The organism is Sphaerimonospora sp. CA-214678 (assembly GCF_050942215.1).
GTDB lineage: Bacteria > Actinomycetota > Actinomycetes > Streptosporangiales > Streptosporangiaceae > Sphaerimonospora.
The window spans coordinates 59,447-73,539 of sequence record NZ_CP192056.1 but is presented as its reverse complement, the minus strand read 5'-3'; the positions used below and the strand labels follow the sequence as shown (position 1 = coordinate 73,539).

Annotated in this window: 12 protein-coding genes; 11 read left to right on the top strand and 1 reads right to left on the bottom strand. The window is 67.1% G+C overall.

The window, feature by feature from the left end:
* Window positions 1-35 precede the first annotated feature (35 nt).
* Window positions 36-1,427 carry a hypothetical protein gene (locus tag ACQP1K_RS00325; RefSeq protein ID WP_433498850.1) on the top strand — a complete coding sequence of 464 codons (1,392 nt, stop codon included), beginning with the start codon at window positions 36-38 and terminating at the stop codon, window positions 1,425-1,427.
* On the opposite strand, the gene ACQP1K_RS00320 is transcribed toward ACQP1K_RS00325, so the two are convergent.
* Window positions 1,424-2,440: an SDR family oxidoreductase gene (locus ACQP1K_RS00320; RefSeq protein ID WP_433498849.1), complete on the bottom strand. Its 1,017-nt coding sequence runs from the start codon at window positions 2,438-2,440 to the stop codon at window positions 1,424-1,426. The genes ACQP1K_RS00325 and ACQP1K_RS00320 overlap by 4 nt on opposite strands.
* A gap of 835 nt (window positions 2,441-3,275) precedes the next feature.
* On the opposite strand from ACQP1K_RS00320, the gene ACQP1K_RS00315 reads away from it, so the two are divergent.
* The 10 genes from ACQP1K_RS00315 to ACQP1K_RS00270 all read left to right on the top strand — a co-directional run bounded on the left by ACQP1K_RS00315 (window position 3,276) and on the right by ACQP1K_RS00270 (window position 14,083).
* Window positions 3,276-4,094: a hypothetical protein gene (locus tag ACQP1K_RS00315; RefSeq protein ID WP_433498848.1), complete on the top strand. Its 819-nt coding sequence runs from the start codon at window positions 3,276-3,278 to the stop codon at window positions 4,092-4,094.
* Between the two features lie 875 nt (window positions 4,095-4,969).
* Complete coding sequence (locus tag ACQP1K_RS00310; RefSeq protein ID WP_433498847.1) at window positions 4,970-5,368, top strand: hypothetical protein; 399 nt, start codon at window positions 4,970-4,972, stop codon at window positions 5,366-5,368.
* Between the two features lie 45 nt (window positions 5,369-5,413).
* Window positions 5,414-5,851, top strand: coding sequence for a hypothetical protein (locus ACQP1K_RS00305; RefSeq protein ID WP_433498846.1), 438 nt, complete (start codon window positions 5,414-5,416; stop codon window positions 5,849-5,851).
* Between the two features lie 22 nt (window positions 5,852-5,873).
* Window positions 5,874-6,173 carry a hypothetical protein gene (locus ACQP1K_RS00300; RefSeq protein ID WP_433498845.1) on the top strand — a complete coding sequence of 100 codons (300 nt, stop codon included), beginning with the start codon at window positions 5,874-5,876 and terminating at the stop codon, window positions 6,171-6,173.
* Between the two features lie 93 nt (window positions 6,174-6,266).
* Entirely contained in the window at window positions 6,267-7,349 is a 1,083-nt protein-coding gene (locus ACQP1K_RS00295; protein WP_433498844.1) for a DUF4192 domain-containing protein, read from the top strand.
* Window positions 7,350-7,355: 6 nt separating this feature from the next.
* A complete protein-coding gene (locus tag ACQP1K_RS00290) occupies window positions 7,356-8,858 on the top strand; it encodes a YifB family Mg chelatase-like AAA ATPase (RefSeq protein ID WP_433498843.1) in 1,503 nt (500 codons plus the stop codon).
* Window positions 8,845-9,156 (top strand): hypothetical protein, encoded by a 312-nt coding sequence (locus ACQP1K_RS00285; RefSeq protein ID WP_433498842.1) that lies wholly within the window; start codon window positions 8,845-8,847, stop codon window positions 9,154-9,156. The genes ACQP1K_RS00290 and ACQP1K_RS00285 overlap by 14 nt, the downstream gene beginning before the upstream one ends.
* A 289-nt stretch (window positions 9,157-9,445) precedes the next feature.
* Entirely contained in the window at window positions 9,446-10,009 is a 564-nt protein-coding gene (locus ACQP1K_RS00280; RefSeq protein WP_433498841.1) for a hypothetical protein, read from the top strand.
* A gap of 319 nt (window positions 10,010-10,328) precedes the next feature.
* On the top strand, window positions 10,329-11,546 hold the full coding sequence (locus tag ACQP1K_RS00275) for a tyrosine-type recombinase/integrase (protein ID WP_433498522.1): 1,218 nt from the start codon (window positions 10,329-10,331) through the stop codon (window positions 11,544-11,546).
* Window positions 11,543-14,083 (top strand): tyrosine-type recombinase/integrase, encoded by a 2,541-nt coding sequence (locus ACQP1K_RS00270; protein ID WP_433498521.1) that lies wholly within the window; start codon window positions 11,543-11,545, stop codon window positions 14,081-14,083. The genes ACQP1K_RS00275 and ACQP1K_RS00270 overlap by 4 nt, the downstream gene beginning before the upstream one ends.
* The last annotated feature ends 10 nt before the right edge of the window (window positions 14,084-14,093 follow it).

The following is a 14,093-nucleotide window of genomic DNA, read 5'->3' as shown; positions in this document are numbered from 1 at the left end:
TAGCGTTGGAGTGGACCTTGCTTGGGAGGCCCGAAATGGCCAAGCCTGGACACCATGTGGAGTGCGCTCAGCGCATCCGCATGCGGCAACTCCTGGAGGAAGCCGACCCTCCGCCGGTGAGCGTGATCCACGCGATCGCGGCCGAGATCGGGCAGTGCTGTGGACACCATCCGCTCAAATGCTTCCGGCTGGCAAACGGGTGGAACAGCGCGGAGAAGGCCGTTCAGGCACTGCACCAGATGTGCCTGGAGCAGGGCCTTGGCGCCAGGGGACTGACCAAGAGATCATGGCTTGATTGGGAGAGCGGGCATCGGCCTGGCGTGGACTACCTCGACCTGCTGTGTCGCCTCTTTCGGACCGGCCCGGTGGAGCTCGGCTTCGCCACCGATTATTCGCCGGGCCTGAAGACTCCGGTCCCCACGACGGAACGAGAACTGATCATGAGTGCCGCCGGCGAATCCAGCGATCACGTCGCCGAAATCGAGGCCGCCTCCATCGGCCCGAACGCCCTGGACCAGCTCAACGATGACGTCATCCGGCTCGCCCGTGCCTACGTACATGCCGCACCACTTCCCCTCTTCGGAGAGCTGACTCGCATCCGTAACCGCACGTACCGCCTCTTGGACCGCACTCGCAATCCCCGACAGCAGCGTGATCTGTACCTGGCTGCCGGACAGATCTGCGGGCTGCTGGGCAGCGCGAGCTTTGATCTTGGCTATCCGTATGCCGCAGCGGAGCAGGCGAGGGCGGCTCGCGTGTACGGAGAGGTCATCGGCCACAACGAGCTATCGGCATGGGCGGATGGCCTGCTGGCGTGCGTGGAGTTCTGGGCAGGCCGTCCCGCACAAGCGCTTCGGCTGGTCGAACGAGGGCTGGAGATCGCTCCTCCCGGTACGACACGGGTGCGGCTGTTCAGCATCGGCAGTCGGGCATCCGCCCTTCTCGGCGATATCGGCGGCACTCGTGATGCGATCCTCGCGGCACAGGATGCCCGGGGGCCGCGAAAAGAACTCCACGACGAGGTGGGCGGGGAGTTCGGGTTCGACGAGGCCCGCCAGGTGTTCTGTGCCGGATCCGCCTACCTGAGCGCGGGTATGGCGCCGGAAGCGGAGACAGAGTGCGAACGGGCACTCACCCTTTATCGGGCCGTGCCTGCTGACCAGCGGTGGTATGCCGCAGAGGCGAGCGCGTCCGTCGACCTGGCCGCAGCCCGCCTCCTTTCCGGCGAGATCGACGGCGTGGCCGATGCGCTGTCTTCCGTGTTCGCGCTCCAGCCGGACAGACGCGTCGAAGGCCTGGTGAAGCGTGTGGGACAGGTCCGGGTGTCATTGGCCTCGATCCCGTCCAGGGAGGCAGGCGTTCTCATGGACAAAATCGAGGAATTCACGACGGAGACGGCGACCCGGGCTCTACCGACCACCTTCTAGCGGTGATCCCATAGCTCGAGAAGCTCGCGTTCCCTCTCGGGCGACAGTCCGTGATGGGCTTGACGACCGTAGGCGAGCGGCCCGCCGCTCTCCGAGAGCCAGGCACATGTGTCTCGGACCGTCTCTTCAATTGGTCGGCAGGCCAGGCCTGCCGCCGTCGCCTTCGCAGAGTCCACCGTCCACGTCCCCAGGGGAGTGCGCCACAGCGGGATCTCCGTCCACTGCCGCACTTTCTGCTCGATCAGGAACTCGTCGCTTACCCAGGTCAGCTCGGCATCGGAACCGGTCACGGCTTGGCACGCGTTGAGCAGCCCACCAAAGGTCGCATGATCTTTCGGTGCGGTGATGTTGAAGGTCCCCGTAATTCCGTTTTCGAGGCAGCTCAGCGTGAAGGCCGTAAGGTCACGGATGTCGATGGGCTGGATCGGCTTCCTGGCATCGCCAGGAGCAAGGACCCTGCCGCCCCGGGCGATGCGCGTCAGCCACCACGTCAGACGGCCGACGTTCTCCAGCGGCCCCAGGATCACCCCTGGACGAAGGAGCGCGACCTGTCCTTCGAACGCCTCCTGCACGGCGTGCTCACAGCCGACCTTGTAGGCGCCGTACTGCGCGGCGGTCCAGTTCGCCTCGCCCTCTGCGGTACCAGGCGTGTCCGGCGAACACTCGTAGGTCTCGCTGGCCTCGTCGACCGGCTCGGCCGGCCACTCCGGATAGACGGAGACAGTCGAGAGGAAGATATACGCCCCCGCCCTGCCGGACAGGAGCCGCGCGGCGTTGCCCACGACCCGGGGAACGTAGCCGCTGGTGTCCACCACCCAGTCCCATTCGCGTCCGGTGACGAGGGCGTGGAGATCAGCGGCGTTCTCCCGGTCTCCCCGCACGGCCTCGACGCCGGGCACGTCCTGACCCGTCCGGCCGCGGTTGAACGTCGTCACCTGGTGCCCGAGCGCGGCGGCCTGCTCGACAAGCGCTCTGCCCACAAACCGTGTCCCACCGAGCACCAGCAGCCTCATGCCTCTGATCATCGCTCAAGCAAATCGCTACGTCGACCGTCTCGGCCCTGCCTGCTGCAGGTCAGTCAGACGCGGACCCGGTATGCAAACACCGCGCCTTCCTCAGCATCGGCTGCGCCTGATCTGCTGGCGCCACCTCAGCTCATTACGTTTTCGACAGAAGAGGTCGACAGGTTGGGTTCCATCCGCTGCACAATAAAATCGGCCAGTCACGGGGGCAACGGGCAACCAGGACCCGTGGGAGAAACGTTATATCGTGCTCACGACCGTATCGCATGACCTGCATAGTTTCGGTCCTCTTCAGTAACATCCCATGCTCACGATTAGCGACGTCTAACCCAGCGTGAGCAATATGCACCACACGCTTTTCCTGAAGCCCGCGATGCCGGTGCCAGTACCCTTCCGGGTGGCTCTCCAGGTGCCCCATCGTCTACCTCTCCCTATTAATTGGACTCATCAGGTAAGACATGTCCGCTGGTGAGAGGGCCAAGGCGGGCCCGCAGCCGACCCCGACTCGATAGCAGGCCAGGACTCACATAAAGGGAGGGCGCTGAGGCCCGGCCTATCGGGGTCCACTGTAATACCTGGCAAGTAAGTAGCCTATGAACTAAGTGTCGACGGAGAATCTGCTTCTATTCCGATCTCCTCGTTGACATTCCCGGGATTGTGTCAGGAATGCCTTGATTCTTCCATCCTCTGAATGTCGTCCACGAGTTAGTAAAGTTGATAAGAATAGACCCAATCCCGTTGAGTCGATCTTCATTTCGCGGTTCAATTGTATTGACCAAGAAAACGGCGGCACGCATCGTGTGCCGTAGAGAATCGGAGAGCGATTATGCAGAACGGGGTTCCGGGTAAGTGCGTTCCTTCGAGCGTTCCGGGGGAGAAGCTCACGCCTGAGGACATGGCGCGCGTGACATCGGATGATTGGGCGGAGATTCAGAGGCTCGCACGCGGTTACTGCCGGACGGTCGACGCCACGCGGTCACGGAAGCGTATGGACGGAAGCGCGACCATCGTTAAGCAGGGGCACGCTCCGTACGGCACGGATGACGTGTCAGACGACGTCACGCAGGATGCCATTCTCTTGTTCGCGCAGCGTCTGCGCGATGTCCTCACCTCGTGTGCTCCTACTCCCGAGAGTGGCCCTACCCGCGACGCTCAGGCATGGGTCTACGTGCGCCGTGATGGCGGAGAGATGATCATTACGCGCACCACGTTGTGGCGGTGGGCGGTTAGGGATGCTGCCGCGCGTAACGGTTACCGGATCGATGTTCCGGCTGATGAGATCGACGCAACGCCTGGGGCTCAATTCATGCGTGCGGTTCCGCGCGCGGAGACGGTCACGGGGGCCGCTGTGGCGTTCTGCGTCGCGCAGAACAGCGCGACCATCTTCCGTCAGGCGTTCGGCGACGGGAGGGACTTCCCCATCCTGCGGAACGCTCTCCGTATCGCGGCTGATGCTGAAGATCTCGGACGCGCAGGCGTTCTTGCCAAGACTGCCCAAGCCCGACATGGAGGGGCGTACGGCTCTCGCCGGAACGTGATCCGGGTGCGTGACGCCGGACGGGCGGAGTGGCGGGAACTGTCGGAGCGTCTTGACGACGTCAGGAGCACGATGGCTCACGTCGGAACCCCACACATGGATGACTGACGAAAGCTTGCGAGAGGGCCCTAGAGAGCGTTCTAGGGCCCTTTCTCATGCCTGTGATAACGCTCCGTCGTCCCACGTGGGACGACAAAGAATCTTGCGAGGTGCGGACGCTCGGACCGCTACGATCCCCGTATTTAGATGAGAGCGGAATCCGTCGGTACGCGTCTGACGCGGTCGGCGCGATGCCCGCTCTCATGTGCCGTTCAGCGGCGGTATTGCCGCGCTGTGGAACGGTTACGGTGGCCGGAACGGTCGACCGTCGACGCGACGCGGAAACGCTGAGAAAATGTTGCCGCGTGCGGACGGTCGGACCGTTCCGATCACCGTATTTAAGTGAGAGCGAAAATCGCCGGTACGCGCTTGACGCGTTCGGCGGGATACCCGCTCTGACGTGCTGTTCTACGGCGTGTGTTGCCGCGTCGCGGACGGCTAAGGGGCTGGAACGGCCGACTGTCCGGATGCCGCGCGGTGACGTTGAAAAATGTTGCCGCGTGCGGACGGTCGGGCCGTTCCGGTCACCGTATTTAAGTGAGAGTGAAATTCGCCGGTACGCGTCTGAAGCGGTCGGCGCGATACCCGCTCTCATACGCCGTTCTGCGAGGTTGATTATCGCCTCCGTAGAACGGCAACCGGTGGCCGGAACGGCCGAAACCGTCGGTGCGGCGCGCGCGGCAATGTGCTGCGGAAATTGTTGCCGCGCGCGGACGGTCGGGTCATTCCGGCCACCGTATTTAAGTGAGAGCGATTCGCGCCGCGAGAGCGTCGGGTAAACCACGCTCCACCGGACGCGCGGAACGCCGCTGTCCTGCTTCCCACACATCCGTACGGACGCATGCCGCCCGAACGGGCACCCGTACGAACGAGGGGGCGATCCTGTGGAGGTGAATGCTGCCGGCCCGCCCGGCTGGGCCGTGGGAGATCTAACGGTCTCCAGCGGTGGCCGGGTGATGCGGGTGATCGCGTTGGGTGAGGTCCGCCCGGATACCGCGACTCTGGTGGGCGCCGCCGATCCCGGCGGCGTGCGTGAGTACGTGGGGACGCTGGCGCTCACCCCGATGCCTGAGGACGCCGAGGTGATCACTTGTCTCGGCTGCTTGGCCGACACCCATCTGTGGATCGACGCCACGCACACCAACCGGACATCCGGGGCGCGCGTGCGGCTGATCCGCTGCTCACGGTGCTTCGTCTCTGCCCTGGATTTCCGGGACTGCGAGATCCACGCGGTCAGCTCGACCGTACGACCGCATCATCTGGCCCGCCGTCGCCCCTGGTGACGGCCGCCATTCCATTCCATCTTTCCGAGTCTGTTTGGAGTCGCCATGGCGATGACGCATGCCCCGACGCATGCCCTGACCCTGCCACCGGGGTGGATCATCAGCTCCCGGCTGGTGCCCGCGTGGCAGATCGATGCCGATCACCTGCTGGAGCTGGAGGCCGCAGGGCGGACCGATGAGGGCCGGATCCGCTGGCGGTATCGGCTGTCTCGGCGCCGCCGTACGATCTTCGCCGCCTCTGACGTCTGCTCGGCCGTCGGCGCGGTCCTCACGACCGATGAGCTGATCGGCGCCGCCCGGACGGTCCTGCGCTTCCTCACCCTGGAACCGGGGGACACGGACGCGGACTATTTCGACTCCTACACGGCGGCTCAGGCCGACTGGCGGGACCGGTACGCCGAGGAACTGTCGATCTACGCCATGGACGACTGGTGCGGCTACTGCGGCGGCGACCACGCCTCGCCCGGCTGCCCGTCCCGCTGACACCGCCCCATAGGAGACGATCATGAGGCGTTGGTTCGGGCTCTGGTATGGCGGTAGCGGGTACGGCCCGCCGGAGCCTGATGATCTGGAGGAGTTCTCCTCCCTGGCCGAAGCGCGGAGCAAGCTGCTCGACCGGTACCACTACGGCCATTGGCAGCGTTCCCGGTTCGCGTTCACCGACCGTGAGGCCGCCGAGGTGCTCACCCCGTGCGTGGGTGAGGACTGCGAGATCACGCTGTACGGCTCTCGCGACGGGCTGGACTACCCCGATCGGCGGATCTTCCTGGGACCGCGCGGCGGCGCCCGCATCGAACGCTGCTGAGCCTGCGCTTTCTTTACAGCTTTTCGTTCTGTTCTTGTTCGTTCGCCCCCGGTCATTGGCCGCCGGGGGCTTTCTCATGTCTGGAGGACATCTATGACCGCTCGCCTGGATCACACCGTGCGGCTGAGCCGCCCGGCGGACTTCATCGCGATCGTGCCCTACATGCTGGGATTCCACCCAGAGCGCAGCATCGTCGCCATGGCCTTCGAACCCGGCCACGACCCAGACTCTGGGGCGCGAGGGCTACGCGTCAGCGTGCGGGTCGACCTGCCGGAAGACTCCGAGGACAGCCCGGAGATGGCCCGGCACTTCGCTGAACTGCTCACCCGCCACGACATCGGGCGCGTGCTGCTGATCGGGTACGGGCCCGGATGGCACGTCACCCCGGCGATGGACGCGGTATGCGGCAGGCTCGCCGATGCGGAGATCGAGGTGATCGATGCCCTACGGGTCGAGGACGGGCGTTACTGGTCGTACTACTGCCGCGATCCCGAATGCTGCCCACCGCACGGCACGGCCTACGACGCGACGAACAACCCGGCCGCCGCTGCGGCGGTGTTCGCCGGATACGTCGCCCGGCCCGACCGCGCGGCGCTGGTCGCCACGCTCGCCCCCGTCGGCGGACCAGATCGCGAGCAGATAACAGCCGCCACGCGTGCCGTGTGCACGCAGGTCCGTGCCACGCTCGCCCGTGACGGGGGCCAGGGCTGGTATCAGGAGGGCTTGAGGCAGGTCGGCGCCGCGCTCGACAAGGTCAAGGCTGGGCAGGAACTACCGCCGGACATGATCGCGTGGCTGGGCGTGCTGCTGACCTCGATCATCATCCGGGACGGTGCGATGACCTTCATCGGCCGATACGACGACGACACGCACATCAGGCTGTGGACGCAGCTGACCTGCCGGGTTGAGCCGGAGTTCGCCGCCGCCCCGGCCGCGCTGCTGGCGTTCGTCGCCCTACGCACCGGTGACGGGCCGCTGGCACGGGTCGCGGTCGAGCGCTCTCTAGCTGCTGATGCCGGATACCGGCTCGCCACGCTGGTCCAGTGCGCCCTCCATCACGGGCTGCCGCCGGAGGTGACCTCCGGGATCGACCACGCGGGGATGGCTGAGGAGATCAGCGCCCAAGCCGCGCAGTACCCCGACAGGACGCGGCCGGTGCTGCCGGAGGGGTGGTGATCGGAGTTGACGACGGCGTACGCGTCCACCCGGTCGGTGGCGCTGGTCGGCCTCGATCCCCGCGTGGTGGACATCGAGGCCGACGCCGTACCCGGCCCGGCGGAACTGCATCTGGTCGGCCTGCCCGAACTGTCGGTCTGGCCCGCCCGTGCCCGGATCCGCTCAGCGATCTTCAACAGCGGTACGGCGTGGCCGGATGCCAAGGTCACCGTCAGCATCAGCCCGGAGATCCCGCCGGTCTACGACGCGGCGGCCGATCTCGCGCTAACCCTGGCTGCCCTGGCCGCCTGCGGCGTGGTCCCGCCTGAGCGGATCGCCGGACGGGTGTTCCTCGGGGAACTGGCGCTGGACGGCGGGATCTGCCCCATCAGGGGCGTCCTGCCCGCCGTCCGCGCCGCCGTGACGGCCGGGCTCAGAACGGTGGTGGTGCCCGCCGACTGCGCGCCGGAAGCGGCGCAGGTACCCGGCGCCGTCGTGGTCCCCGTGACCCGGCTGGGCGAGGTGATCGACCGGCTGCGGAACGGGACGCTGGACGCCTACCGCTACCGGCCGCCCGAACCCTCGGCGACCGTAGCGCGACCACCGGGGGCGGATCTGGCCGATGTTCCCGGCAACGAGGCCGCCCGCCGCGCGCTGGAGGTGTGCGCGGCGGGCGGGCACCACCTGTTCCTGACGGGGGACGGCCCGGCCACGATGCTCGCCGAACGCCTGCCGGGCATCCTGCCCCCGCTGGGGGTGGAGGCCGCGCGGGAGGTCGCCGAGATCTACTCACTGGCCGGACGATCCGACAGAGCACCGGGGGCATTTCCACCGCTGTGCGCGCCGCATCACACGTCCACGCCTGCTGCGATCTTCGGCAGCGTGGCCGCCAACCGCCCGGGCGCGGTCTCGCTCGCCCATCGCGGCGTGCTGCATCTGGCCGATGCGCCCGAGTTCGGCCGCCCGGCCCTGGACGGGCTGAGCCGGCCGATGGACACCGGAGAGGTCCGCGTCACCGGGCTCGGCCGCACGGTCCGCTATCCGGCGCGGTTCACTCTCGTGCTCGACGCCCGCCGCTGCCCCTGCCCAGAAGGCAGGGAGTGTGCGTGCACGCCGGTGGACAGACGCCGCTACCTGCACCGTCTGGCCCTGCTCCTGCCACGCATCGCCATACGCGCCCCCGTCGCATGGGAGAACAGCGGCGGGGGAGCTGGTGAGTCGAGCGCGGCGGTAGCCACGCGGGTGGTCGCGGCCCGGCTACGGGCAGGCCACCGGCTGGCCGAAACGCCCTGGCGGACCAACGCCGAGGTCCCCGCGCTGGAGCTGCGGACCAGCTTCGCCGCCGAGCCGGAAGCCGTCGAACTGCTCCGCTCCGCCGTGAACACCGGGCTGTTGACGGTCGAGGGGTTTCCCCGGCTGCTGCGGGTGGCCTGGACGCTGGCGGACCTGCGCGGCGCCGACCGGCCCGGCGTCGACGACGCGGCGGGCGCCCTGGAGCTGTGGAAGGGGGCCGACGGTGAAGGCCGGTGACCGCGTCCTGGTCCGGCCCTCCTTCCACATCCCGATACGGCCCTGGTGGTCAGAGCCGTACACGTCGCCGTTCTACTACCCGGGAACGGCCCGCGAGGTCGACGAGCAGGGCGGACGCGCCCGCGTGGAACTGGACGAATCGCTCTACCCCACACCGTGGGAGAACCGCGTCCAGGTTTTCCATGTCAGCGACATCCACAAATATGGCTGCCGCTGCCAGGAATGCGCCACGCCCGGCCGCGACATCTACCGATTCCGCGCCGACCAGGAACGGCTCCGCAACGAAGACCAGCCATAAACAAGCCGGTGGCGACAACGGTCGGTGGATGCTGTGCAGGGTCACACAGCGTCCACCGGCCTTTGGCGCAGCGCATGCCGCTGCTCGTATATCGATGCTGCTCAGAACGTGTTCTGGTCCCTTAGATGCGGACGTTCGAGCCGTCCCGTCTTCCGTATTTAGATGTGAGCAATCAATGACCGGAAACCGCAGCAACGGCGTCCGGTCGGCAATTCGCCACACTTTTCCTTTCGAGCGAGATCGGCCCGCTCCCAAACCGCCAACCAATAATGTGAAAGGAGGCCTGCCCGTGAATGAATGGGAGGTCGATGAGCTGGTGTTCGAGGTCGCCGAGCACCTTGAGGGCTTTACGGCGCTGATCCGATCCGGTCATCCCGCCTACCTGATGGGACCGGCCGGCGTCCGGCTTGTCGTGCACCCGATCTGGAACCAGCAGGGGCGGATCAGGGTGCTCGGCGTCTACCCCGACGGAAGCCGGGGCATGCTCCTCAACCTGCGACGGCACGAGATCACCGTGACGGCCGCCCGCGGGGCAAAGTTCATCGCCAAGAGGATCGAGCGCCGCCTGTTGCCCGACTACCGGAAAGACCTGGCCGCCTGCTGCGAGCGGCTGGCCACGCGGTCGGCCGAGAACGGCACCCGGGTTGAGTTCGCCGAAATCCTGATGGCTTTGCTGCCGGACGCGACGCTCACCGAGAAGGAACGCGAGATCGTTATCCGCTGGCGGCTGGGCAACACCGTCGGCACGTTCACCGTGCACGGCGACACCACCACCAGCACCATCGAGATCCGCAACGCCGACCGCGAACTGACCGAACGCATGGCCTACGCCGTACAGCACCGCGCCACCTGACCAGCACCCGAACACCACGGGCGCACCCGAACTCCCGCGAGGGCTGCGGGGACCGCAACGTAGCGGGCCACATCCCGCCCAGCACACGACACCCACTGACGTAACAACACCGACGGCACCGGCCCGCGGCCGGTGCCCTTCTCATTTCCACCGAATCGGAGAAAGATCATGTCCAAGGAAACTCTGGAGTGGCTGAACGCCAACACGCTGATCGGCTTCACCGTCCTGTTGACTGAACTACGGGGGTGATTTCTGCAGTTCAGGGCACGGATGCTGGCCGCGGTGGCTAGGTTGCCTGCCCGTGAGTGATGAGGACTTCGTGCCACGGGACTTGGCCCGGTTAGCGGTCCCGCGGGTGGGGTCGTTGCAGGCGACCGAGGACCCGTTCGAGCCGTATCGGCTGCTCGACCCCGACGGGTCGGTCGTCGTCCCGGTTTCGGCCTACCTGGGCGAGGTGCAGGCCTGCGGGCGGTCGGTCGCTACCCAGCGGTCCTATGGGATGGACTTGCTGCGCTGGTTCCGCTTCTTATGGGCCGTCGGGGTGCCGTGGGATCAAGCGACGCGGGTCGAGGCTCGGGACTTCTCCCGCTGGATCCAGATCAGCGACAAGCCGCGCCGATCTCCGTCCCGCAGCGGGACGGCGAGTGCGGGTGCGCCGAATTCGGTGACGGGCAAGCCGTCGCCGGGAGCGAAGTACGCGACGTCGACCCAGGCGCACAGCGAGACGGTTCTGCGGGCCTTCTACGACTTCCACCTGGAGACCGGAGACGGGCCGATGGTCAATCCGTTCCCGCTGTCACGGGAGCGACGGGGCGGCCGAGGGAATGCGCACCACAACCCGATGGAGCCGTTCCGGCACGAGCGGACGGGCCGGTATCGGCCGAAGGCGGCCGAGCGGGTTCCGCGGTGCATCCCGGATGAGAAGTTCGACCAACTGTTCGCGCAGCTTGCGTCGCACCGTGACCGGGCGCTGGTGGCGTTGTGGATCTCGACCGGTGCTCGGGCGGCGGAGTTGCTGGGAGCTACGTGCCGGGACGCCGACCCGGGGCAACAGCTGATCACGGTCATTCGCAAGGGCAGCCGGCGTATGCAGCAGGTGCCCGCGTCGCCGGACGCGTTCGTGTGGCTGCGGCTGTATCAGGCGCAGATGCATGGCCTGGTGCCCGCCGGCGGTGACGATCCGCTGTGGTGGACGCTGCGGCGGCCGTTTCGCCGGCTGTCTTACCACGCGGCCCGGGCGATGTTCGTGCGGGCCAACGCCGTGCTCGGGTCGAACTGGACGATTCACGATCTGCGGCATTCGGCGGCCTATCGGATGGCGCGTGATCCGCGCATGCCGTTGACCGACGTGCAGTGGGTGCTGGGGCACGCGTTGTTGTCTACCACGCAGCGGTATCTCACTCCGCTGCCCGCCGATGTGATCGAAAACGTGCTGGCTTTCCATGAGCGCCGCCAGCGCCGTGAGCAGCCGCCCAAGCCCGCTGCCGGATACCGCCCGGAAAGCCTGCAGATCCTGTTCGGAGAGGACCGGTCATGACAGCGAAAATCGGGCGCGCATGGCCGGTAGTACGGAGCGGTGGGCATGGCGACGACGGTGAGCATGCCGCGGAATCCGCCGCGCCGGATGGTGGTGCCGCCGAGGGGATTGCGCTGCACGAGTGCTTCCCGGCCCGGGAGGTCCCGGTATCGTGGCCGCGCACGTGCGTTGATCGCGAGCATCTGTTGCGCCGGCTGCTGGTGCCGCCGTTCGCGTTGGAGCACCCCGGAAGTCAGGTTCAGCGCAGGCTCGGGCTGGTCGCGGTCGTCAACTGGCTGCAGGACCAGCCTGGTGAGACCTGGCAGGAGCGGTGGCTGGCCAGCGGAGCCGAGTCCGAACGCGACTGGAGAAATCTTCCCGCCCGCTGGCGAGGCGCCCTCCCCGCGGCGGCCGGTGAGGGGGACCGGAGCTTGGCCCGACTCGGTGTCGGGCTGCTCCAGTTGATCTGCGCTGATGCGATCCGACCGAGTCTGGCCTGGCTGCTGGCGACCTCACCGCGGATCCGGGGCCGCAACCTCGCCGCGGAGATGGCCCGCACCCGCGGCGACACGGCGGCGTTCACGACGCTAGCCGAGCTGTCCCGGCAGGGCAACGCCGGGCCGCAACGGTCGAACACGGCACTGGCGCGGATCGCGGTCATCATGGCGGCCAAGGGCGGCCAGGTCGCCGAGATCACCGTCGGCGACTGCGTTGAGGTGCTCCGCATCGCGGCCACGGTCTGCGACCCACGCGACGGGCACGCGCACAGCCCGTTCTTCTACCAACTGATACGTGGTCTCGGCGTCTTCCCCGACCATGCGCCCACCGCCTTGCGCGTGCTGCGCAGCCGCGGCCAGCGCACCTGCGAGGAGCTCATCGACCGCTACCGGCTCCAGCGCCGGCCGATCCGTGACCTGTTGGTGGATTACCTGCGGGAACGGCAGCTGTCCACCGACTTCGCGAGCTTGGATCGGCTGGCGTGGATGCTGGGCAAACTGTTCTGGGGCGATCTTGAGGCGCATGTTCCCGGCATCGATTCCCTCCGGTTGTCTCGCGAGGTGGCCGCCGCGTGGAAGCAGCGTGTCATGACCAAGACCGTCACGACCCGCGCCCTCGACGGGCAGACCACGCAGGCTACGACGGCGCGGCTGGACGGGCGCAACATTCTGGCCGTCGTCCGGGCCTTCTATCTCGACCTGGCCGAGTGGGCCGAAGACGATCCCGCCCGCTGGGCGCCGTGGGTGACGCGATGCCCGATCAGCGCAGCCGAGGTGTCCCAGAAGAAAGAACGCACCCAGCGCAAGTCGCGCATGGACCAGCGCACCCGGGAACGGCTGCCCGTCCTACCGCTCGTGGCCGCCTACGTGGAGCGCGAACGCAAAGCCGCCGCCGATCGGCTGAACCTCGCCCGGGCCACACCACCCGGGCAGACCTTCACGATCGACGGCATGATCTGGAGCCGCCCGATCATGAAGGCCGACAGCGCCGCCAAGGTCTGGGGCGAAGACCCGCAGACCGGCACGCGCCGCGACCTGACCCACGAAGAGCACCGCGCGTTTTGGGCCTGGGCCACCGTCGAAGTGCTGCGTCACACCGGCATCCGCCTGGAAGAGCTGACCGAACTGTCCCATCACAGTCTCATCCAGTACCGGTTGCCCAGCACCGGCGAACTGATCCCGCTGCTGCAGATCGCCCCTTCCAAGACCGACGCCGAACGCCTGCTGGTGATCAGCCCCGAACTCGCCGACGTCCTCAGCGTGATCATGTGCAGGATCCGGCAACCCACCGGCGCGGTGCCCTTGGTGACCTCCTACGACCGGCACGAACGCCGCTACAACCCACCCATGCCGTTGCTGTTCCAATGGCGCGTCCGGCTGGAAGATCGGCCCCTGTCGGTCACCTCGCTACGGAACTTCCTCAACCACGCCCTGCACGCCTGCGCTCTCAGCGACGCCAGCGGTCGCCCGCTGCGCTTCACCTTCCACGACTTCCGCAGAATCTTCGTCACCGACGCGGTGATGCACGGGATGCCACCGCACATCGCCCAACTCGTGGCCGGTCACCGCGACATCAACACCACCATGGGCTACAAGGCCGTCTACCCCGAAGAGGTCATCAACGGACACCGTGCCTTCATCACCCGAAGGCGAGCACTGCGCCCGTCACAGGAGTACCGCACGCCGACCGACGAGGAATGGGAGGAGTTCCTCGGCCACTTCCAGCGGCGCAAGCTCTCCCTGGGCACCTGCGGCCGCTCCTATGACACACCCTGCATCCACGAACATACCTGCATCCGCTGCCCGCTCCTGCGCCCCGACCCCGCCCAGCGTCCCCGGCTCGCCGACATCTGCGTCAACCTCACCGACCGCATCGCCGAGGCCGAACGCCACGGCTGGACCGGTGAAGTCGACGGGCTGAAGGTCAGCCTTGCCGCCGCTCAGCACAAGCTTGCCCAGATGGACGAGATCTCCACCCGCCGCAGTACGACCCTCGTATCCCTCGGCATGCCCAGCTTCCCCAGCATCGCCGGGCGCACTATCACAGGTGAACCCGCATGATCAGACCGGC

Bases quoted from the DNA above. Each gene is read 5' to 3' on its own strand.
- ACQP1K_RS00315 (WP_433498848.1), top strand. From the start codon at position 3,276: ATGCAGAACGGGGTTCCGGGTAAGTGCGTTCCTTCGAGCGTTCCGGGG.
- ACQP1K_RS00270 (WP_433498521.1), top strand. From the start codon at position 11,543: ATGACAGCGAAAATCGGGCGCGCATGGCCGGTAGTACGGAGCGGTGGG.
- ACQP1K_RS00300 (WP_433498845.1), top strand. From the start codon at position 5,874: ATGAGGCGTTGGTTCGGGCTCTGGTATGGCGGTAGCGGGTACGGCCCG.
- ACQP1K_RS00320 (WP_433498849.1), bottom strand. From the start codon at position 2,440: ATGAGGCTGCTGGTGCTCGGTGGGACACGGTTTGTGGGCAGAGCGCTT.
- ACQP1K_RS00295 (WP_433498844.1), top strand. From the start codon at position 6,267: ATGACCGCTCGCCTGGATCACACCGTGCGGCTGAGCCGCCCGGCGGAC.
- ACQP1K_RS00305 (WP_433498846.1), top strand. From the start codon at position 5,414: ATGGCGATGACGCATGCCCCGACGCATGCCCTGACCCTGCCACCGGGG.
- ACQP1K_RS00325 (WP_433498850.1), top strand. From the start codon at position 36: ATGGCCAAGCCTGGACACCATGTGGAGTGCGCTCAGCGCATCCGCATG.